Origin of the sequence: Psychromonas sp. SR45-3, from assembly GCF_014163575.1 — a bacterium.
Classification (GTDB): domain Bacteria; phylum Pseudomonadota; class Gammaproteobacteria; order Enterobacterales; family Psychromonadaceae; genus Psychromonas; species Psychromonas arctica.
Genome location: NZ_JACJDP010000006.1, coordinates 1 through 20,499, shown reverse-complemented (window position 1 = coordinate 20,499; position 20,499 = coordinate 1). Strand labels below are relative to the sequence as shown.

Here is a 20,499-nt window from a genome sequence, read left to right as displayed (position 1 = left end):
CTTTCCTTTTAACGTTTACGCCATGCCTGAGTTGAACCCTCAAACAGTTTATCGAATAACAGGTGTGCCAGTTTCGCTAACATAGCCGCTATCATGATCATCACCGCCATCGCTGCTGCTGAGCCTGTTTGACCCGCATCATCCATATTTAATACTGATACTGATGCTGGAATAGTATCGGTTGAATATAAGAATACCACCGCCGATGTGGTGGTTAATGCATTAATAAACAGATAAGCTACAATATCAAAAACAGCGGGTAAACATACGGGTAATGTCACTTTCCAAAACAGTTTATATTGTGGCAGTTTTATGGAAGCTGCGCTCGCTTCTAATTCAGCCGGTAGTTGTTTCAATGCTGCAATCGCGGTCATATGCCCTACTGTATAATAATGGATCACCGTATTGAGCACTAATAATAACATTGAGCCGTATAAGAAATTGAGCGGGTTATTCACATCATTAAAAAAGAAGATATAACCTAAGCCTAACACCATACCCGGTACGGCCATTGGCAAGACACTTAACATCTGTAAAAAACGGCGCAGCGGTGTAAAAGCACGCCCTTTCTCCATACCATAAGCCCCTACAAAAATTAATACGGTACCTAACAATGCAGTCCAACTTGCCAGCTCTATTGAATTCCAAAATGGGCTCCAGCCGTAGGTGCTCATCTCTGCAAAATTGTAATTGTTAAACGATAACGCTTTGTTCCAAGGCCAAAAAGTCACTAATGATCCGTAGACAGCCATACCTAATACCACTAACACGGCAATAGAGATAATGGCGCAATAAACAAAACATAGTCGATCTCGTATTGGTTCTGGTGACGGTTGATAAGGCACCGAACGACTATCAAACAAATTTTGTTGTTTCTTCTGCACCCAGCGATCCACCACAAAGGCCAATAAAGCAGGGAGTAATAACAATAAACTAGTGACGGCGGCCATTGAAAAGTTCTGCTGTCCGATAACCTGTTTAAAAATATCCGTCGCTAATACGTTATAGCTACCACCAATCACTTTTGCGACACCAAAGTCACAGACGACTAAGGTAAAAATAACAATTAAAGTACTAATAAGCCCGTATTTTGCGGCTGGTAAAGTCACTACAAAAAAGGTTTTAAATGAACTGGTTTTTAACGCTCTGGCACTTTCATAAAGACGTGCATCAGAGGTACGTAAGGAAGTACTTAAAATCATTAAAGCATGCGGGAACGTCCAGAATATCAACCCTAATGTAATACCGATAAAACCATAAACTGAATGCCCCAATAACATCTCTTTCGCAACACCCTGTGTACCAAAAAGATAAATAAAGCTAATCGCAGGTAATAAAGACGGCGCTAAAATAGGTGCCATGCCTAACACTTTAAATACGCTTTTATACGGCATACAAGAGCGCGTTAACGCGTAGGCATAGAAGAAGGCCAATGTTCCCACAACAAACATCACCGTAAGACCTAATGTCAGGGTATTAGTTAATGAACGCCAAACAGATGCCGATTCAAAATAATCGCTAAAGTTCGCCAAACCAACAAACAGTCCATCACTGTCTAATACACTACTACGTAACATAGCCCACAAAGGTGCAACAACAAAAATAACTAATACCGTCGCTACGATGCTCAGGCTTATTAATAAAAGAAGCTGTTCTCGGCTTAATTTTTTCAAAAAATAAAACATGGACGGTTTTTGAACTGGTTTGTGAGGCTGCGGCCGTGACATTGAAATAGCATTCATCTATTCGCTCCTAAGCAGCGTTCGCTGCTTTACGGATTGGTGGGTAAGCATGTAACTGTGTGACATCAAAACCGATACGGCGAGAATCTTGTAACGATAGGTTCAGTTTTCGCGCTTCACGAATCGGTACATTGACATAGATCCTTGGTGCAGCTAAATCATCCCATAAACGACATTCAACCTGGCAGTATGCCCCCTGAAACTCAATCGATTCAATATTAACGGCAATACTATTATCCTGATTATTCAAATCGTTCGCATTTTCTAGCGCGCAGAAATATAAGCTTTCTGGACGCACGGCAAGGTCGATCATAGAACCTGACATAGTTACCCCTTTTAATGACTCAGGCACTCTTAATAAATCTTCCCCAATACGCATTAAGTTATTATCAATCATAGAAGTGGGGATAAAGTTCATCGTGCCCACAAAGTCTGCGACAAAACGACTCGCGGGCTTTTCATAGATTTCTTGCGGTGTACCAATTTGCTCAATCACGCCGTTATTCATCACTACGATACGGTCGGCCATCGCTAATGCTTCTTCCTGATCGTGCGTCACCATGACAGTGGTAATACCTAATTTTCGTTGTAACTGACAAATTTCTTCTCGAAGGTGCGTACGTACCTTTGCATCTAATGCTGATAGAGGTTCATCAAGCAGTAATAACCCCGGTGATAATGCCAATGCACGCGCCAGTGCAACACGCTGTTGCTGTCCACCTGAAAGTTGGTTCGGGTATTTATTCGCTTCACTTTGCAAACCAATCATTTTAAGCCATTCATCGACTAACTGATTACATTCAAGCGCTGAAACACCCTGATTGCTTAGACCAATCGCAATATTCTCTTGCACAGTTAAGTTGGGGAATAACGCATAAGATTGAAATACAATACCAAAATCTCGTTGCTCTGGTGGTAGATGAGTTATCTCTTTAACCGCTTGGAAAATAGATCCCGATGTCACTGGTTCTAATCCTGCGATGCCACGTAATAGTGTTGTTTTACCACAACCTGACGGCCCTAAAAAACACACAAACTCTCCTTGTTTGATGCTGAATGAGATATTTTGTAATGCAGTGAATTGCCCAAACTGTTTTACCACATTATCGATACGGAGATATGTTTGCATAATAAGAACCTACGATTGGTAAGAATATAAAAACGTTGTTCATGACAATGCGCACTCAACTGATTATCGAAGAGAACACGCAAGTACGCATAGTCATGAAAATAAGCAGGAAAATCCTGCTTACCTCAAACTAATTTAGCTTTTTGGTTCAGACTTGCTATCAAACTTGCTAGACCATTTATTCAATACTTCAGCACGCTCATCACCCATACGCGCAAAATCCATTTTTGCCATCACCTGTTTTACATTTGGGAAGTTTGTCATCACTGAGGCCACCTCTTTATGAGCAACAACCGGGTACATTTCGATGTATAACTCATTAGCATTTTTCGAGATAGACCAATCAACAACACGTTTAGCGGCATCAGAAACTTTAACTAACCCAACGGCTTCAGACTCCCAGCCAATGCCTTCTGGTGTAATGAGAGAGAGTGGTGCACCTTGCGTTTTCAACTTAGCACCACGACTCGCCATGGAAATACCGATAGCCACTTCCCCCATGCCCGCTTGTACGCATGGCTTTGATCCTGAATGTGTATAGTGGGCAATATTAGTGTCTAGTTTTTGCATGTAATTCCATGCATTGTCTTCACCCATATTCTGCAACCATGCCGATACTTGCATATAGCCAGTGCCTGAAGAGGCAGGATTTGGCATCGCAATATGGCCTTTATAAATAGGTTTTGTTAAATCATCCCACGAAGTAGGTTTTGGTAAATTAAGCTGCTTTGCCACAATGTTATTAAAACAAATGGCATTAAAATAAGCATCGTTACCGAACCAAGCTTGGCTCGTTTGTGGATCATTAAGATCATTATTAAGCTTATCTAATCCTTGTGGTGTGTAATTTTTTAGGATCCCTTCACTCTTTAGTAGCGCCATTGAAGAACCCGCTAATCCCCATACGACTTCTGCACGTGGATTATTTTTTTCAGCCAGTAATTTAGCGGTCATGATGCCCGTTGAATCACGTACCCATTTAATCGATATATCCGGGTTTTCTTGCTCAAATGCGTTTTTGTATTTAGCTAAAATATCCGTTTCAAAGGCGGTATAAACTGTTACTTCCTGTTGTGCATAGCTAGTTGCAGCACAAAAGGTTAACGCAGTTACCAGGGCAGTTTTCATAAAACGAGCTTTCATATTAATCTCCATTTAACATTTATTTTTGGTCTGTACCAGTTGTACGGGGCAAACCTTACCGTCACTTTATGACAAAATCATTACGCTTTTATGTATCTTTTTTTACATCACCCTCTATTTAAAAACCTAAATATTCTGAATATGAATCTTTTGTTAAACCTGCCCTTTTGCTATTTACCGATTAAATTTGTGCCGTTAAAGTAACCGCAAACTCTGGTCTACACCAATTAGGAATAAACATGAAAAACGATTACCTATTACTTACGCCCGGCCCTTTATCAACGTCAGAAACCGTTCGCCAAGCAATGCTTAATGATTGGTGTACCTGGGATGATCAATACAACAAAGAGATTGTGCAGGTGATCCGCGCCAAGTTAGTGAAGCTAGCGACGAATAAAAATAATTACACCAGTGTATTGATGCAAGGCTCTGGCACCGCTTCGGTCGAAGCAACAATTGGTAGCGCATTAGGCAAACAAGATAAGTTATTAGTCATTGATAATGGCGCATACGGAGCACGTATTGCTGAAATAACTGATTATTTGCACATTGATAGCACCACCATTAGACAAGATGAAACTGAACAAGCTAACTTACAGTTGCTTGAGGAAGTTTTAATTGAAGACACTGCCATCACACATGTTGCAATGGTGCACTGCGAAACAACCACTGGTATGTTAAATCCGATTGAAGCATTTTGTAAAATAGCCAAAGCCCATAACAAAGTAGTGATTGTCGATGCAATGTCGAGTTTTGGAGGCATTGAAATGGATATTGGTGAGTTAGATATCGACTTTATGATCAGCTCTGCTAATAAGTGTATTCAAGGCGTACCCGGCTTTGGTTTTGTGATTGCAAAACAGAATCAACTCGAACGCTGTAAAGGCCAAGCACGTTCGCTTTCTTTAGATTTACACGCGCAATGGTTATGTATGCAAGAAAATAATGGTAAGTGGCGCTTCACCTCACCAACCCATACCGTGCGGGCTTTTTATCAAGCCCTATTAGAGCTAGAACAAGAGGGTGGCATCAAACAACGCCAAATACGTTACCAAACTAACCAATTAACACTGGTCAAAGGCATGCGTAAATTAGGTTTTGAAACATTATTACCTGACCACCAACACTCCCCCATTATTACTTCTTTTTATTCACCAACAGAACCTCAATATAATTTCAAAACCTTTTATGAGCGCTTAAAAGCTGAAGGTTTTGTTATCTATCCGGGTAAAGTCAGTAATGCTGAGTGCTTTAGAATTGGCAATATTGGAGAGGTTTATCCTGAGGATATCACCCGATTAATTGCAGCCATTAAAAGCGTTATGTATTGGGAAGAAGTGGCATGAGTATCGCCATTGAGAGCAAACATTTACGTTGCGAAGGTGATGTTAACACCACCGAAGCACGAGAAAAGTGGCAACAACAGCGACAGCATAGCCAAACAAAATTATTGCTTGAGCGTGATGCCAATGTGTTTTTACATCAGTCAATGTCGACACCTTGTATGAATAGTTTACAAGCAGCTGACGGTATTACTATTACCGATAGTAGTGGCCATAGCTATATGGATTTTCATGGTAACAATGTCCACCAGCTCGGTTACGGGCACCCTGTTGTGACACAAAAAGTGGTTGAGCAAATAGCCAACCTGCCCTTTTCACCAAGACGTTTTACCAACGAGACCGCGATTGAATGCGCTGAAAAACTAGCAGAAATTTGTGGTGGTGAGCTTAACCGCGTGTTATTTGCACCCGGTGGCACATCAGTGATTGGTATGGCTCTCAAACTGGCACGCTACATCACAGGTAATTACAAAGTAGTGTCGTTATGGGATTCATTTCATGGCGCGTCTCTGGATGCAATTTCAGTTGGTGGAGAAGCCTGCTTTCGTGAAGGTATGGGTCCATTAATGGCGGGTATTGAACGTATTCCACCTCCTGTTACTTATCGTGGAGCCCTGACATCACCCGACGGAAGTGATGTACATTATGCAGATTACCTTGAGTATGTAATTGAAAAAGAAGGCGGTATTGGTGTATTTATCGCAGAAGCGGTACGTAATACCGACGTACAAGTACCCAGTAAAACTTACTGGAAACGCGTTCGTGAAATTTGCGATAAACATAATGTATTACTGATCATTGATGATATTCCTAATGGCATGGGTCGAAGCGGCTACTGGTTTACCCATCAAGCCTTTGATATTGAACCTGATATTTTATGTATCGGTAAAGGTTTAGGTGGTGGTTTAGTGCCGATGGCAGCGATGGTCACTAAAGATAAATACAATACTGCGACACAAATATCATTAGGCCATTACACCCATGAAAAAAGCCCTATTGGTTGTGCAGCTGCACTTGCGACGATGCACGTTATTGAGCAAGAAAACCTACTGAGTAAAGTCCAAGACGACAGTGCCTTTATAAAGCAACGACTCCTTAAGCTAAAAGAGCAATTTTCAATCATCGGTGATGTCCGCGGTATCGGTTTGTTGTGGGGTGTTGAACTGGTGAGCTCACAACAACATAAAACCCGTGCCTTTGATGAAGCAGAAGCCATGCTCTATGAATGCCTAACACAAGGTCTGAGCTTTAAAGTCTCACAGGGTAATGTTATTCAGCTGAGTCCACCGCTGATAATTACTCGAAAACAACTTAACCAAGCACTTACTATTTTTGCAACTGCACTTAACAAGATCAGCAAGGAATTTAACTATGTCTAACGCAATGTCTAACGCAATGCCTAACGTAACAAATAATCTAAAACAGAACGCAACAGCCAAGCCAGTACAGAGCCAATCAGCAGTAGAAGCCGTTATTTTTGATTGGGCTGGCACGATTGTCGATTTTGGATCTTTTGCACCAACCACTATTTTTGTGGAAGCCTTTAAAACAGAATATGATTTTGATATTACTTTAGCAGAAGCGCGTGTGCCAATGGGCCTAGGAAAGTGGGACCATATTAAAGCCGTGGGTCAATTAGACAGCGTGGCACAACGTTGGTTTGAAAAATTTGGCCAAGCTATGCTAGATAAAGATATCGACTTAATTTATGAGCGCTTTATTCCTCTACAAAAAGCAAAAGTTGTTGACCACGTAGAGCCTATTTTAAACGCGGTTAATGTAGTGAATGACCTAAAAAAGCAAGGCATTAAAATTGGTTCATGCAGTGGTTATCCTCGTGCGGTGATGGATATTTTAATTCCAGCTGCGGCTCAACATGGCTACCAACCAGATTGTGTGGTGGCTACTGACGATTTAACCCACGGCGGACGCCCTGCTCCACATATGGCATTAAAAAATGTTATTGAGTTAGGGGTTAGCAACGTGGCTAACTGTATTAAAGTCGATGATTCAACACCTGGTATTGATGAAGGCCGTAATGCAGGTATGTGGACAGTGGGGTTATTGCTCTCTGGTAATGAAGCAGGTTTAACAGCGCAGCAGTTCCAAGATGCTTGCCCAGCAACACTAGAAAATGCACGTGATAAAGCACGCTTAGTAATGCAAAAATCAAACCCACACTTTCTGATTGATACGATTAATGATTTGCCCGCTATCGTAGCAGAAATTGAACAACGATTAAGAACAGGCGAACGCCCATAACTGAGTATTGATGGGGGAGTTCTTCCCCTAATTTAACAAAAAAACAATAGGTTTATACAATGAACAATAATGAGCTTTATATCTTCGATCTCGATGAAACTCTATTAAATGGTGATAGCGCGATGCTATGGCATCAATTTTTGGTAAAAGAAGGTTTTATATTAAATGCGAGCTTTTTAGAAGAAGATAAACGCCTGATGAAACTATATAGCGAAGGTAAGTTGAATATGCAGCAATACCTTAATTTCTGTATAGCTCCTCTTACAAATATACCCGTTATAAAAATAGAGAAGCTTGTTAAAAAATTTGTCGAAAACGATATTACCCCAAGAATATTCCCGCAAGCACGCCAACTTATAAATCAGTTACAAGGTCAAGGTAAAGAGATCATCATCATCTCTGCAACGGTTAACTTCTTAGTCTCAGAAATAGCGAAACATTTAAACATTAAACATCATTTGGCGATAGATTTAGAGACAAACAACAACTTCTATAGCGCTCAAATAAAAGGCGTAGCAAGTTATCAAAATGGTAAAGTGATACGCCTAAAAGCATGGTTGAAAAATCAAATTAATCAGTATCAAACCTTACATTTTTATACTGATTCTATTAACGATTTAAGCTTATGCGAGTTTGCTGATATTGTTAATGTAGTTAACCCTTGTGCCATGCTAGCAAGTAAAGCAAGGCAAAATAACTGGCAACACCTTAGTTGGATTGGAGATTAATAAAGCTCTTTTGACAGGGTGGGGACACATTGAAATTAACAGTAGACTCCACCATATTGTGGTCAACTAATGTTGCACTCCAATGCAAAATAAATAGTATTTTATAAGACGACAGGTACCCCGAGCCAAGGTAGAAAGTCGAGTTGTAAACACTCTATAGCAGCATATGCCTTAACCTAAGTTATGGGCGTAACTATCCCTATCCACTCAACAAAAGAGCAGAAAGTTCCCATGAGAGTATAGGCTTATTCATCAGCCTGCTTGTACCTAAACTGAGCGAGAAAATGACCGATTCATTACATATCACTGAATCACAGTATCATTGCAGATCTCGTTTTACTCCTCACAAAAGAGTCTCATTGAAAGAAAAGTCATCTAAATTTATACGGCAATACTGCGCCAATTTGACCTCTCTAACTATTATATCAATGATAAGGGTTAATATATTTCCAGATTACTTGATGACTGAGCCTTTAAAAAAGGTAATAAAAGAAGACCGATAGCAGCTGCGGCACAAGAAATGATGACAAAAAATCCAGTCCAATGATATTGCTCCATAATAAGTGCTAACGGGTAACCTGCAAGTGCAGCTCCCATATAAGCAAATAAACCGACAAACCCTGTAGCGGCGCCTGCCGAGTCTTTATGCGAGCATTCAGCTGCTGCCATACCAATTAACATTTGAGGCCCAAAAACAAAAAAACCTACCGCAAAAAAACAACCTGCTTGTAAAATAAAACCAGTAAGAGGCATTAACCATAATGCAGCTACGGCTAAAAATATACCGATAGAAAATATTAAATTCATTGGCCCACGGTTACCTCCAAATACTTTATCAGATCCCCAACCAGCGACCAGAGAACCGGCAAACCCACCAATTTCAAAAAGTGATAAAGCACTATTAGCTGTAATTAAGTCGTAATTATGTTCCTCTGTTAAATATAAATTCCCCCAATCGTTAATAGCGGTACGCACGATATAAACTAAAACATAGCTACACGCTAGCAACCATATATATTTATTATTCAATACATATTTTTGTAATATTTCTTTGTGGCTTAACCCGATACCTTCATTTTCATGGGTAAGCTCTAATGTATCTTTACGCCAGTGTCCAACTGAGGGGAGCCCTAGTGATACAGGTTTGTCACGTAAACGCCAACAAAGAAAAAATCCAGTGAATACCGCTAACATCCCAGGTATGATAAATCCATAACGCCAACTGTAATGTAGAGTAACATAACCAACTAACAATGGAATTAATGCCCCTCCTACATTATGCGCAGTATTCCACAAAGCCCACCAGAAACCTCGCTCAGAGCGGGAGTACCATGTAGTCAAAAGCTTTGAGCAAGATGGCCACCCCCATCCTTGGAAAAATGCGTTAAATATCCATAATGTGGTTAACATCAGTACGCTACTAGAAAAACCAAATAAAATATTAATAATACCTGTCATAATAAGACCAATCCCCATGAAATAACGGGGGTTAGATCCATCAGACACGATACCTGATAAAAATTTTGAGCATCCATAAGTAAGGTAAAACAAGGTCCCCATCATACCAATATCAGCTTTATCTAATCCGAGATCTATAATCATTGCCGGCATTGCATAATTAAAGCTTTTACGCGTAAAGTAAAACATCGCATAGCCAATATACATAGTAAACATGATGTGGAAACGCCAATATTTGTAAAGAGCATCTACCTGTTCGGGGTCATTTATTATTTGATCATTTTGTTCTGACTTTAAAAAAGAAATCATAAAATTAAATCTTAATGTTGCAATGAGTAAAGGTCTAATAAAGGAATAAATAAGCAAGTTTATTCATGTGAGTTACAACATCGGCAAAACAACCTTAAGCTCAGTTCCCGATATAAGGCTCTCAGATTGAGTCGTCAGTATAAACTTCCCTCCTAACACCTGTACTCGCTCTCGCATCCCTCTTAACCCAAACCCACTTAAAGTATCTTCTTGTTTGAAGCCAATACCGTTGTCTTTGATGGTTAAATGTACTTCATGATTAATAGTAAGTTCGACAGTTGCCTCGGTTGCTTGAGCGTATTTAATCATATTATTCAATGCTTCCTGACAAATTCGATAAAGAGTGACATTAGTCGCATCGCTAAGCTCAATACCTTGTTTTACTGAATCATTCCAAATAATAGTGACTATCAGCCCATTTAATTCACATTCAAGTTCCCGTATTAATTGATGTATTGCCTCTTGTAAACCAAGGTCATCTAATGTTTTGGGGCGTAAACGAGTAAGTAACCCTTTGGTTGTGTCATAGATATTCAACGAAAGATTTTCTATTATTGATGCACAACGCTCTCCGACTAAGGTATTCTCAACACGTTTGATAATGTTTGCCTGAGTGCGAATTGCTGTAATGTTCTGCCCAATTTCATCATGAAGTTCACGTGCGATGTCTTTACGTATAGATTCCTCAGTTTTGATAAGCTCTCGAGATAAACTGTGATTTCTGCCTAATTCGTAACGTAATTGATGATTCAGCTCTCTTTGACGCTGGATCCCTATCCCTAATAAAATACCAGTTAAACTCTGGGCGGAAAGAGACAAAAGAAGATCTGTAATTTCCATATTGTTAGTACCATTACGCGCGGCTATCAGTGCAACACTGTTGAGTAATGTTCCCAATAAGGCCCCTTTCCAACCATATCGAAATGCCAGTAGTATGATAGGAATTGCTAAACAAAATGGTGCAAAACGACGTAAATCATCAGGTAGGCCAAGTTGAACAACGATATTTAAAATAAACAATAATAAATAAAATACGATATGACGGCTACGCATATCTACAGGTTTAGCAACCAAATTAACAGTTAAGGGTATCCAAGTGTTTTGAAATAGATAACTCCATACCAAATAGCAACTTGGCACTAACATTAATCCTCCAGTAATACTGATAAGAAAAACAATCCAAGTGTTATCGAACCAAAAATAAAAGGTTAGTGAATTAATTAAAGCGATTGATATTATTACAGCACCCATTACATAGAGTCGACGTAATTGAGATCCAAAATAAAATTTTTGTGCACACCAAGTAATAGGAATACTGCAAATACTAGCAACAATCACAGCGCCCCATTGTGACTGCTCAAGTAAAATAGCCAATGACATCATTAGTAATAATTCGGCTCCATATATTGCAGGCCAAAAGTGCTTTGATGTGTGTAAAGTAATCCCGAGACGTAGTGCAAAAGGAAAAAAAAGAATAGCCAATTCAAGGTTAAGGATAAAATAATAAGAAAGTACCCAAAGACAAAACCAACTGCAGGAGACCAATAGCCACCCACAAAATAACTTTATCCAATAACTAGACACTATAAGCCTTGAATTGTAAAAAACTTAGCAAGTTCAACATTATTTTTAACATTCAATTTATCCATTGCATTGGCTCTGTGTACATGAACTGTTTTATGACTCAATCCCAGTTGTATGGCAACACTTTTTACATCTAACCCTGATGCCAGCATTTCGCCTATTTGATGTTCACGTTTCGTAAGCTGTTCAATGGACTTTCGACGACCGTCTGGAGTAACTAATTTCATAGCAATATCAGGAGTCAAATAACATCCTCCACTAGCAACAGTTCGAACAGCCTGTACTAGTTCATCAGGGTTGCAACGTTTGGTCAAATAACCTCGAGCACCTGATTCCAGTGCTTTTTCTATAATTGCAATAGAGTCATGTACGCTAAGCATGATGCAAGCGATCCCTTTCGGCATTACCTCTAATAAAGAAAGACCACTTTCATCTGGCATTGATATATCAATAATACAGACATCTGCGTTTATGCCTGGCAAGCCTTTACGGGCCTCTGCAACAGAGCTAAATTCCCCAGTTACTTCAACATCGTTTTCTAATGAGAGCAGCTGTGCAAATCCGGAGCGAACAATGATGTGATCATCAATTAAGGCAACGTTGATCATATGAATAAATCCAAAGAAAATAAAATGTAAATTACATCGTTCTTACAAGGTAAGCAATAGTACTCAACGTCTCAATATATTTACACTTTCATTCTAAACTTGATTACTTTAAATAATATCCAAGTTAAGAATGAAGCGACATTAATTTAATAAAAGAGACAAAACACCAACAGTTTTATTTCGCCTCCTTCTTTACCTAAATACTTTAATCTTTACAGAACTTCCTTGGCTGTATATAGATTACGTTGAATGCGTTTTTCACGTCTAATTTTGTTCTCTTCAGCAATTGCGACACAAACCATTAATGCAATACATATTACTGCCGATGCATTAAGAGCAGCAAACGTACCAGCCCATCCTGTCAATCCAAATATAGGAGTTCCATCTGCGATAAGACCTAAACCCAATTTTGCAAAACTATCACCAATCAAGTATGCAAATGTACCTTTTACACCATCAGCAACACTGATAGCTTTTTTAGGAACAAAACCAACAGCAGCAACACCAATCAGAAGCTGTGGACCAAAGACTAAGAACCCAAGTACGAATAACGAACCAAGATACATATATTCATTAGTAGCATGTTGATAAAATTCTAGTGTAAAGACAATTAGAACCAATGAGACACAAGCAACCAGAGCACGCCTTCCATTTGCAAGATCTGAAAGGTATCCCCACATTAAGGTACCGACTAGCGCACCAACTTCAAATAACGTGAAACCTGTTATTGCCGTTTCTTTAGACATTCCAAGTACTTGGTAAGCATAAACTGAAGACCACTGGTCAATACCTATACGTACGATATATAAGAAAATGTTTGCAAAACAAAGTAGCCAAATCACTTTGTTTTTAAGTATATATTTAACAAACAATTCTTTTTTGCTCATTTCATTTTTTTCAGCATCGATATCTTCATCGCTAATTTCTTCACCAAAAAGCTCTTCAACGGGCCCTAATCCGTAAGCTTCCGGAGAGTCATTCCCGAAACGTAGACCAATAAAACCCACGATGATGGCAATAACAGCAGGAAAGATAAACATACCAATTACATGGCCACCGAATAAATAATGAGATCCAAACAGTGCAACACCAGCGGCGGCAGCACCACCAACATTGTGAGACATATTCCATAGCCCTAAATAAGATCCTCGCTTATTACGTGGCGTCCATTTGGTTATAGTTGAATAACTTGATGGTCCCCCTGTACTTTGAAAGAAACCGCTTAGACCATAAAATGCCATCATTAAGAATATACTGATACTTGATCCCCCGAGGCTCATGCTGAAACCTATCATCATGATCCCAGATAAAATCAACATAAAAGGTAAAAACTGCTTGGTATTTTTCCCATCTGCATAATATGAAACAACGGTTTTACCTATGCCATAAGCAATAGAAAACCCCAAACCAATTAATCCTAGGTCAGTCATTGATAAACCGTATGTATCAATCATGTCATTTTGAGCGACATTGAAGTTTTTACGTGTTAAATACATTGCCATATAACCAATAAAAACAACCAAATATGATTGAATGAATGGTTTGAACCACATTTTACGACGTACTTCCACGGGGAGGTCCATGGTAGGTTTCCTAACCTGCTCCAACACTTTTAACATTTTAAACATAAGGGGTCCTTAATTGAGTTCAATACTAAAATATAAGTTGCCGAATACAGTCAGTGTCAGTACCCGGTGAATATCAGCTGGCTGTATTATTGATTTTTGCTAAACAACAAAAAGGATAACCGACCAGATATGCGGCAGATTTTAAAGTGTTCATTTTCACAGGGCGTGAGAAGGCGACCTAAAGCAATTAGGAAAAAGGCTTAGTTTTATTAGTTTGTTTGAAAAGTGTGAAATGAGTCGTTTTTTATAGCAGTCGTTTAATAATAGGTATTCGTTAGATAATGCAGTTTAAAGAAAAAAGTTAAAGAGTATTTTTCTCCCTTTTTTGGCTATATCTGACGGAGCAAACGGTTGTAAAGATCGAATGTTTTGGCACGGTAAAACTTATGCGAGTCACCCTAGCTTAGTTGAGGGTTTATCAATGTTTAATTAGATGGCTAAAGTTACAATGGAATGTTAAAAAAAGGTGTAGTTAGCTAGACGCTTAAAGTTGAAATAGATTAGTGAGTATAACTACTTATCCTTTTCCAAATGCTAGGATTATAAATAAGCAGCTATACTGTTTTTATTGAAATATCAAAAACTCAATAAATTTTCATTCACAAAAAGCCTTACACGTCGCGACTGAACATATACGTCAAATTAATTTATAATAATAATTTCAGCTTCAGCACGCTGAGTTAGCCATTCAGCCCCATCTTCTGTGATTACTATATTCTCTTCATGTACCATTGACTTACCAGGGGCGTAAACCATTCCAGGTTCAAGCGTCATTACCATACCCGGTTTTAATACACTATTATCAGTTGCAGTATTTGATGGGCGCTCCGTTAACTCTATCCCTAAACCGTGACCAAGGCGTCCAACATCGTTACCTAATGCCCCATTTGCTTCTAATACACTCCACATCGCATTGTATATATCGGTCGTTGTCGCTCCAGGTTTAGCAGCTTCAAAACCTTTGGTTGTTGCCTCATATGTAGCTCGATAGGCTGCTTTAGTTTCTTCACTCACATGTCCAAATGCCCAATTTCGATCAAAGTCAGAAAAGTAACCATCTCGAACAGCACCAGTATCAATAATCAACACATCCCCCTCCTGAATAACACGATCAGTTGGACCCATAATAATACTGTCGTAACCATCTGCGCCAGAGCCACTAATGATATATGGGCACTCATCAGCGCCCTCTTGTAACAGGTCAATACGGAACCTTTTACAAATTTCTCTCTCAGACATTCCCACTTGAGCGTAATTAGGTAAGTTTGCAAAGCCTACATTAGTAATGCGACAGATTTCGCGTATTTTCTCAATTTCTGCTTGGGATTTAATTTGACGAAGTTCATGTGTAGCCAAAGAAATATCTACAAACTCTTTTTTAACGCGCCCCCTTAATTCTAAAAAGTTATTAATAGGCATACGTAAATGTGACTCAATACCCATTGTAACGCCAATACGCCCATACCTACTTGCTATACCATTTAAGACATTTGCTAATAAGCTAACACCATCGTCTTCAGGACAAGGTGATGCCCACGTAATAATGTTATCAATCCAAGTCCCCGCCATACCGCTCGCACCAATTTCAGGAATAACCGCAATGGGTTTTCCCTCTGCAGGAATAACTAGAAACCAAGGACGTGTTGGGCTATGCCAAAACTGAGTTTGAAACCCAGAAAAATAACGAACGTTAGGCTCTGTTGTGAAGAGCATCGCATCCAATTTCTTTTCATGCATCACTCGCTGTGCACGAGCGGTTCTATGTTCAAATTCTGCCAATGTAAAACCGCGTTCAAGATGACTAGACATAACTAAACTTCCTTTTAGATACTTTCAAAACAACAAAATCACTTAATATTAACTATTATCCGAAATATTCCTGAACTGGTTTATATCTCTATGAATAACTAAAAATTTATCATTAACTCACTCATCAATTATTAATAGATCGATGCTCAAAACTATATACCCCTAGTGTTTAGAGGACTTTTTAAACGCAATCAACAAGTAACTGATTACAAAGTTGAAATACGAGACATAACTGTATATCAAGACCAAGGGGCAGTACGAGTTAGTTTTAAGCTCGTGCTAATACAAAAATAAAGATAAACAATCAACCGAGAGTGACAACAAAAGATAATGGTTATATTTTCAATTGTTGCTCAACCAATACTTTCCAAAACTCCACACCAATTAATAACACTTCATCATTAAAATCATATAAAGCATTATGTAATGCACAGCCGCCGACTTCACCAATACCATTACCGATCAAAATATAACAACTAGGTACTTCGCGTTGCATAAATGAAAAGTCTTCACTTATCGTAAACGGATGACAACTACCATTCACTCTATCTTCTCCGACCACAGTTTGTGCAGCCGCAACCGCATTTAGGGCTTCAGCTTCGGTATTTATTGTGGATAAAAAGGAATTATTAAAGTCATATTTATAATCAACACCTGCAGCCATGCAACAACCTGCCGTCACACGTTCAATTGCTTTTTCAATTTTTTTCAATACTTCATCAGTAAAACTACGCGTGTCACCTTTAATCGTGACTCGTGATGGGATCACGTTTACCGTGCCGTTTGTTGCAAATTCAGTAACTGAAATAACGGCAGGTTCTTTGATAGAATCAAGATTACGGGAAGTAATTGTTTGTAATGCACAGACTATTTGTGAGGCAACAACAATCGGATCTGTCCCCATATATGGCATAGCAGCGTGGCCTCCTGTTGCAATGACTTCAATTTCAAAGTTACTTTCACTGGCCATGATAGAACCAGAAGTAGTTGCAAATGAGCCTGCTTCTATTCCCGGTAAATTATGCATTGCATAAACAGCATCGATATTCCAACGAGTGAATAAGCCGTCAGCTATCATCGCTTTTGCACCTAAACCATGCTCTTCACAAGGCTGGAAAATAAAATAAATAGTGCCATTAAAAATTTTACTTTCTGAAAGTACCTTCGCAGCACCGAGCAACATGCTTGTATGACCATCATGCCCACAGGCATGCATAAGACCTTCATTCTTTGATGCGTGCTTAAACTCATTTTTTTCATTGATTTTAAGAGCATCCATATCCGCACGTAATCCAATGCTTTTATTACTACTACCACACTTTAAAATACCAACTACACCTGTTTGTCCAATGTTCCGGTGCACTTCTATTCCAAATTCTTCTAGTTTTTGCGCAACAAAGGCTGAAGTTTCATGCTCGTCAAAGCCAAACTCTGGTTTTTGGTGTATTTGGTGACGCCATTGTGTAATTTGTTCTTTTAACATATGAGATACCACGCTATCCATTTGAAAATAAAAATCACCTTGTTTTACAAACAAGACAGTTAAATTATGTTGACTTAACATTAATATAACAAACAGAACATGACAAGAATAAATGACTTAATCAAGCAAAAGATTTTTTCGCTCTACTTTATTATTTCAATTTCGTCACCCAACCAAAAACCCGCCACAAAACAAAGTAAACAACTGACATCCAATCAAGTTCACATATTTACAAAAGCACTTTCTATTTAAGTTGCTCCCGTCAAAATAGCTAACTAATAGAAAAAATACGCTCATTAAATAATTGCTTTACAGAAAATAATTATAAAAGTAAGATAACCTTACAGTAACCTATTGTTAACTGAAAATAGCAAACGGATGATATAATTTTGAACATAACCTCAAAAAAACTGAGTAAAGAAGATAAAAAAAAGCTAGAAAGTTATTTTCCTCTGGCAGATACCATTGCTTCTTTAATTGGAGAGCACTGTGAAATTGTTATTCATTCCCTAGATGAATTAGAGCGTTCTGTTGTTAAAATTTCAAATGGCAGTATTACAGGGCGTAAAGTCGGCAGTCCCATTACTGACTTGGGACTGAAAATGCTTGCGCAATATGAAAAAAATAAAAACCAAGTCCAAGAAGGATATTTTGCCAAAAATGCAAATGGTGATGAACTAAAATCAGCGACCTTTGTAATTACAGGCTTAAAAGGGCAGCCGATAGGCTTATTTTGTATGAATATAAATCTATCCGCGCCTTTTAATGAAGTGCTAAAAGCATTTCTACCAAGTGTTAATACCCCTCCTGTACAAGAATTATTTAGCTCCAATGCTAGTGATGTTATTAACGAATCTCTTAAGAAAACCGTTATTGATGTCGACAACGACAAAGACGTAATGCTTAAACAAAGAAATAAAGAAATAACACGTAGATTATTCGAAAACGGTGTTTTTGAATTAAAAGAAGCAACTCAACTTGTTGCTCTTGAACTCAAAATATCAAAACATGCAATTTATAAATACATTCGTGAATTTAAATCCTAGGAAAAGATTATGAAAAAAATCATCAATACAGCAAAAGCACCAGCAGCCATTGGCCCTTACTCGCAAGCAAATACATTTGGTGAACTTGTATTTACATCTGGCCAACTAGGTTTAGATGTAGATTCCATGGCATTTGTAGAAGGAGGCATCAAGGAGCAGTCTTACCAAGTGCTAAAGAACCTTGTAACTGTGCTTGAAGCAGCTGGGGCATCTACTGATACAGTAATTAAAACAACATGTTTTATTGCGGACATGAATGACTTTACTGCATTTAATGAAGTTTATGCTGAGTTCTTTGCTGAAAATGCACCTGCTCGCTCATGTGTAGAAGCGGCTCGTTTGCCAAAAGATGCACTAATTGAAGTTGAAGCTATTGCCTATAAGATTTAATTAATAAATTTTATACTGAATTAAGTCAGTATGAAAAAAGTGTTATATCCATCGCCTGTTTAATTATCAATTTCATTTTTATTATCTCTGTAGGTAACCTATGATCAAAATAAGTGCAAACTCATTTTTTAATGCGCAACCTTCTAAATTATTTACCCAGGAAATAGCAGAGCAAGCTAAATCATTCCATCAGAAAATTGAAGGATATACCCCAACACCTTTAATCTCGTTAGAGGATCTTGCTAAATCACTTGGACTAAAAAATATTTTAGTTAAAGATGAATCACATCGTTTTGGACTTAATGCTTTTAAAGTACTTGGTGGCTCTTACGCATTAGGTCAGTTACTTGCTGACAAACTCAATATCCCTATTTCAGAGATTGACCTCAAAACAGTTGCGTCAAAGTTTGACTCTCCAATGGTTTTTACCACTGCTACGGCGGGTAATCACGGTACAGGTGTCGCTTGGGCAGCTCGAGAAATGGGCCAAAAAGCAGTGGTTTACATGCCTAAAGGCGCAGCACAAGCAAGTGTTGATAGAATTCGCAGTTTAGGCGCAGAGTGTATCGTTACTGACGTTAATTATGACGATACGGTACGGATTGCTAATCAAACAGCAGAAAACAATAATTGGGATTTAGTACAAGATACGGCTTGGGATGGGTATGAACAAATTCCGACATGGATATCACAAGGCTACATGACAATGGCAGCTGAAGCACTAACTCAGCTTGACGGTATAAAACCAACTCATCTTTTATTACAAGCAGGTGTTGGTGCAATGGCCGGAGGGATTTTAGGGTATTATGCAGATGCATTAGGCGCTGACAATATCACTTCAATTATTGTTGAACCCGAGAATGTAGCCTGTATTTACCTTTCTGGCACAAGCTCTGATGGTGAAATAAAAGCCGTTAGTGGGGACTTAAATAGCATCATGGCAGGTCTTGCTTGCGGAGAACCAAATCCTGTTACATGGCCCATTCTTAAAGACTGCAGTAAATACTTTGTTAGTGTTAGTGATAATGTCAGTGCAACGGGGATGCGTGTTTTAGCCAATCCACTTCCAGGTGATAAAGCTATCACTAGTGGTGAGTCAGGCGCTATAACACTAGGCTTACTTTATGCTTTAGCACAATCAAAAACGGGTAAAGAACAAGCAAAAGAATTAGGGTTAAATGAAGAGTCAGTAGTACTTGTATTTAGTACTGAAGGAGATACTAACCCGGTTAGCTACCAAAATATTGTTTGGAATGGTCACTATTCATTGTAAGTGAATTGAATTTTTGGGGTATACGTTGTTTTACTTAAGTGACTGAGCGTATATTCCCACTACTTCCCCCTTTAGCCAGTAAAAACATGGTAAAACAACACTGTTAGAAGCATTTCTATTTGCTGATCTTTATAATCCACATCCTCCGTCTAACAAGCATCATCAAGCTAGATTAAGGTTTCTCGTCAACTGGTTTTTCCGGCAATCACCCCATGCATACTCTACGCTATACTTCATTGCTCAATGGATTACTCATCAATATTATTTACTAATATAATGAGTCATTAATATAGTTTGGGGAGAGAATCCATTCTTCGTTCTTGGTACTTTATTCCGTATTTGTAAAAAAGTTGAACAAAGGATTCAGATATTGAACTAGCTTTATTAAGCCTAGTAAGTCGAAGAATAAATATTAAAATTGAGGACAGCTGCTTACAACGTAAGCGTCTAGCAAAGCACACCTAGTATCGACTTTCTGATTGTTTAAAAATATCTGCTCAATAATAAATTCGGATCAGATAATGCAAACTTACAGAACAAGCGCACAGTGGCAACAACTCTTTC

16 protein-coding genes are annotated in these 20,499 nt (G+C 38.6%); 7 read left to right on the top strand and 9 right to left on the bottom strand.

Translation table 11 applies throughout. The features are described from left to right. Window positions 1-8 precede the first annotated feature (8 nt). The 3 genes from H5084_RS05150 to H5084_RS05140 all read right to left on the bottom strand — a co-directional run bounded on the left by H5084_RS05150 (window position 9) and on the right by H5084_RS05140 (window position 4,014). Complete coding sequence (locus H5084_RS05150; protein ID WP_182689750.1) at window positions 9-1,742, bottom strand: putative 2-aminoethylphosphonate ABC transporter permease subunit; 1,734 nt, start codon at window positions 1,740-1,742, stop codon at window positions 9-11. A gap of 10 nt (window positions 1,743-1,752) precedes the next feature. Next, the gene (locus H5084_RS05145) at window positions 1,753-2,871 is read right to left on the bottom strand and encodes a putative 2-aminoethylphosphonate ABC transporter ATP-binding protein (RefSeq protein WP_182689749.1); all 1,119 of its coding nucleotides are present in this window, start codon (window positions 2,869-2,871) and stop codon (window positions 1,753-1,755) included. 135 nt (window positions 2,872-3,006) lie between these two features. Beyond that, entirely contained in the window at window positions 3,007-4,014 is a 1,008-nt protein-coding gene (locus tag H5084_RS05140) for a putative 2-aminoethylphosphonate ABC transporter substrate-binding protein (RefSeq protein ID WP_182689748.1), read from the bottom strand. A gap of 239 nt (window positions 4,015-4,253) precedes the next feature. On the opposite strand from H5084_RS05140, the gene phnW reads away from it, so the two are divergent. Genes phnW through H5084_RS05120 form a run of 4 tightly spaced genes read left to right on the top strand, consistent with a single transcriptional unit; the run spans window position 4,254 to window position 8,347 of the window. Next, window positions 4,254-5,360, top strand: coding sequence for a 2-aminoethylphosphonate--pyruvate transaminase (phnW, locus tag H5084_RS05135; protein WP_182689747.1), 1,107 nt, complete (start codon window positions 4,254-4,256; stop codon window positions 5,358-5,360). Then, a complete protein-coding gene (locus tag H5084_RS05130) occupies window positions 5,357-6,736 on the top strand; it encodes an aspartate aminotransferase family protein (RefSeq protein WP_182689746.1) in 1,380 nt (459 codons plus the stop codon). Before phnW ends, H5084_RS05130 begins: the two co-directional genes overlap by 4 nt. A gap of 16 nt (window positions 6,737-6,752) precedes the next feature. Continuing rightward, a complete protein-coding gene (gene phnX / locus H5084_RS05125; protein WP_182689839.1) occupies window positions 6,753-7,619 on the top strand; it encodes a phosphonoacetaldehyde hydrolase in 867 nt (288 codons plus the stop codon). A gap of 59 nt (window positions 7,620-7,678) precedes the next feature. Then, window positions 7,679-8,347, top strand: a complete 669-nt coding sequence (locus tag H5084_RS05120) for an HAD family phosphatase (RefSeq protein WP_182689745.1) — start codon at window positions 7,679-7,681, stop codon at window positions 8,345-8,347. A 438-nt stretch (window positions 8,348-8,785) separates the two neighbouring features. On the opposite strand, the gene H5084_RS05115 is transcribed toward H5084_RS05120, so the two are convergent. From H5084_RS05115 to H5084_RS05090, 6 genes are all read right to left on the bottom strand, one after another. Next, window positions 8,786-10,114, bottom strand: a complete 1,329-nt coding sequence (locus H5084_RS05115) for an MFS transporter (protein WP_182689744.1) — start codon at window positions 10,112-10,114, stop codon at window positions 8,786-8,788. A gap of 72 nt (window positions 10,115-10,186) precedes the next feature. Next, window positions 10,187-11,698, bottom strand: a complete 1,512-nt coding sequence (uhpB, locus tag H5084_RS05110) for a signal transduction histidine-protein kinase/phosphatase UhpB (RefSeq protein WP_182689743.1) — start codon at window positions 11,696-11,698, stop codon at window positions 10,187-10,189. Beyond that, the gene (gene uhpA, locus H5084_RS05105) at window positions 11,698-12,306 is read right to left on the bottom strand and encodes a transcriptional regulator UhpA (RefSeq protein ID WP_182689742.1); all 609 of its coding nucleotides are present in this window, start codon (window positions 12,304-12,306) and stop codon (window positions 11,698-11,700) included. Before uhpA ends, uhpB begins: the two co-directional genes overlap by 1 nt. A gap of 212 nt (window positions 12,307-12,518) precedes the next feature. Next, window positions 12,519-13,934: a hexose-6-phosphate:phosphate antiporter gene (uhpT, locus tag H5084_RS05100; protein ID WP_259396685.1), complete on the bottom strand. Its 1,416-nt coding sequence runs from the start codon at window positions 13,932-13,934 to the stop codon at window positions 12,519-12,521. Between the two features lie 642 nt (window positions 13,935-14,576). Next, entirely contained in the window at window positions 14,577-15,743 is a 1,167-nt protein-coding gene (locus H5084_RS05095; RefSeq protein ID WP_182689741.1) for a Xaa-Pro peptidase family protein, read from the bottom strand. Window positions 15,744-16,077: 334 nt separating this feature from the next. Further along, entirely contained in the window at window positions 16,078-17,226 is a 1,149-nt protein-coding gene (locus tag H5084_RS05090; protein WP_182689740.1) for a M20 aminoacylase family protein, read from the bottom strand. 389 nt (window positions 17,227-17,615) lie between these two features. On the opposite strand from H5084_RS05090, the gene H5084_RS05085 reads away from it, so the two are divergent. The 3 genes from H5084_RS05085 to dpaL all read left to right on the top strand — a co-directional run bounded on the left by H5084_RS05085 (window position 17,616) and on the right by dpaL (window position 19,935). Beyond that, on the top strand, window positions 17,616-18,272 hold the full coding sequence (locus H5084_RS05085; RefSeq protein WP_182689739.1) for a transcriptional regulator: 657 nt from the start codon (window positions 17,616-17,618) through the stop codon (window positions 18,270-18,272). Between the two features lie 9 nt (window positions 18,273-18,281). Beyond that, window positions 18,282-18,662, top strand: a complete 381-nt coding sequence (locus H5084_RS05080; RefSeq protein ID WP_182689738.1) for a RidA family protein — start codon at window positions 18,282-18,284, stop codon at window positions 18,660-18,662. A 100-nt stretch (window positions 18,663-18,762) separates the two neighbouring features. After that, window positions 18,763-19,935 (top strand): diaminopropionate ammonia-lyase, encoded by a 1,173-nt coding sequence (dpaL, locus tag H5084_RS05075; protein ID WP_182689737.1) that lies wholly within the window; start codon window positions 18,763-18,765, stop codon window positions 19,933-19,935. The last annotated feature ends 564 nt before the right edge of the window (window positions 19,936-20,499 follow it).

What these genes read in the sequence shown, in the direction of transcription:
- H5084_RS05150 (WP_182689750.1), bottom strand. Translation starts at nt 1,742, where the DNA reads ATGAATGCTATTTCAATGTCACGGCCGCAGCCTCACAAACCAGTTCAA.
- H5084_RS05145 (WP_182689749.1), bottom strand. Translation starts at nt 2,871, where the DNA reads ATGCAAACATATCTCCGTATCGATAATGTGGTAAAACAGTTTGGGCAA.
- H5084_RS05140 (WP_182689748.1), bottom strand. Translation starts at nt 4,014, where the DNA reads ATGAAAGCTCGTTTTATGAAAACTGCCCTGGTAACTGCGTTAACCTTT.
- phnW (WP_182689747.1), top strand. Translation starts at nt 4,254, where the DNA reads ATGAAAAACGATTACCTATTACTTACGCCCGGCCCTTTATCAACGTCA.
- H5084_RS05130 (WP_182689746.1), top strand. Translation starts at nt 5,357, where the DNA reads ATGAGTATCGCCATTGAGAGCAAACATTTACGTTGCGAAGGTGATGTT.
- phnX (WP_182689839.1), top strand. Translation starts at nt 6,753, where the DNA reads ATGCCTAACGTAACAAATAATCTAAAACAGAACGCAACAGCCAAGCCA.
- H5084_RS05120 (WP_182689745.1), top strand. Translation starts at nt 7,679, where the DNA reads ATGAACAATAATGAGCTTTATATCTTCGATCTCGATGAAACTCTATTA.
- H5084_RS05115 (WP_182689744.1), bottom strand. Translation starts at nt 10,114, where the DNA reads ATGATTTCTTTTTTAAAGTCAGAACAAAATGATCAAATAATAAATGAC.
- uhpA (WP_182689742.1), bottom strand. Translation starts at nt 12,306, where the DNA reads ATGATCAACGTTGCCTTAATTGATGATCACATCATTGTTCGCTCCGGA.
- uhpT (WP_259396685.1), bottom strand. Translation starts at nt 13,934, where the DNA reads ATGTTTAAAATGTTAAAAGTGTTGGAGCAGGTTAGGAAACCTACCATG.
- H5084_RS05095 (WP_182689741.1), bottom strand. Translation starts at nt 15,743, where the DNA reads ATGTCTAGTCATCTTGAACGCGGTTTTACATTGGCAGAATTTGAACAT.
- H5084_RS05090 (WP_182689740.1), bottom strand. Translation starts at nt 17,226, where the DNA reads ATGTTAAAAGAACAAATTACACAATGGCGTCACCAAATACACCAAAAA.
- H5084_RS05080 (WP_182689738.1), top strand. Translation starts at nt 18,282, where the DNA reads ATGAAAAAAATCATCAATACAGCAAAAGCACCAGCAGCCATTGGCCCT.
- dpaL (WP_182689737.1), top strand. Translation starts at nt 18,763, where the DNA reads ATGATCAAAATAAGTGCAAACTCATTTTTTAATGCGCAACCTTCTAAA.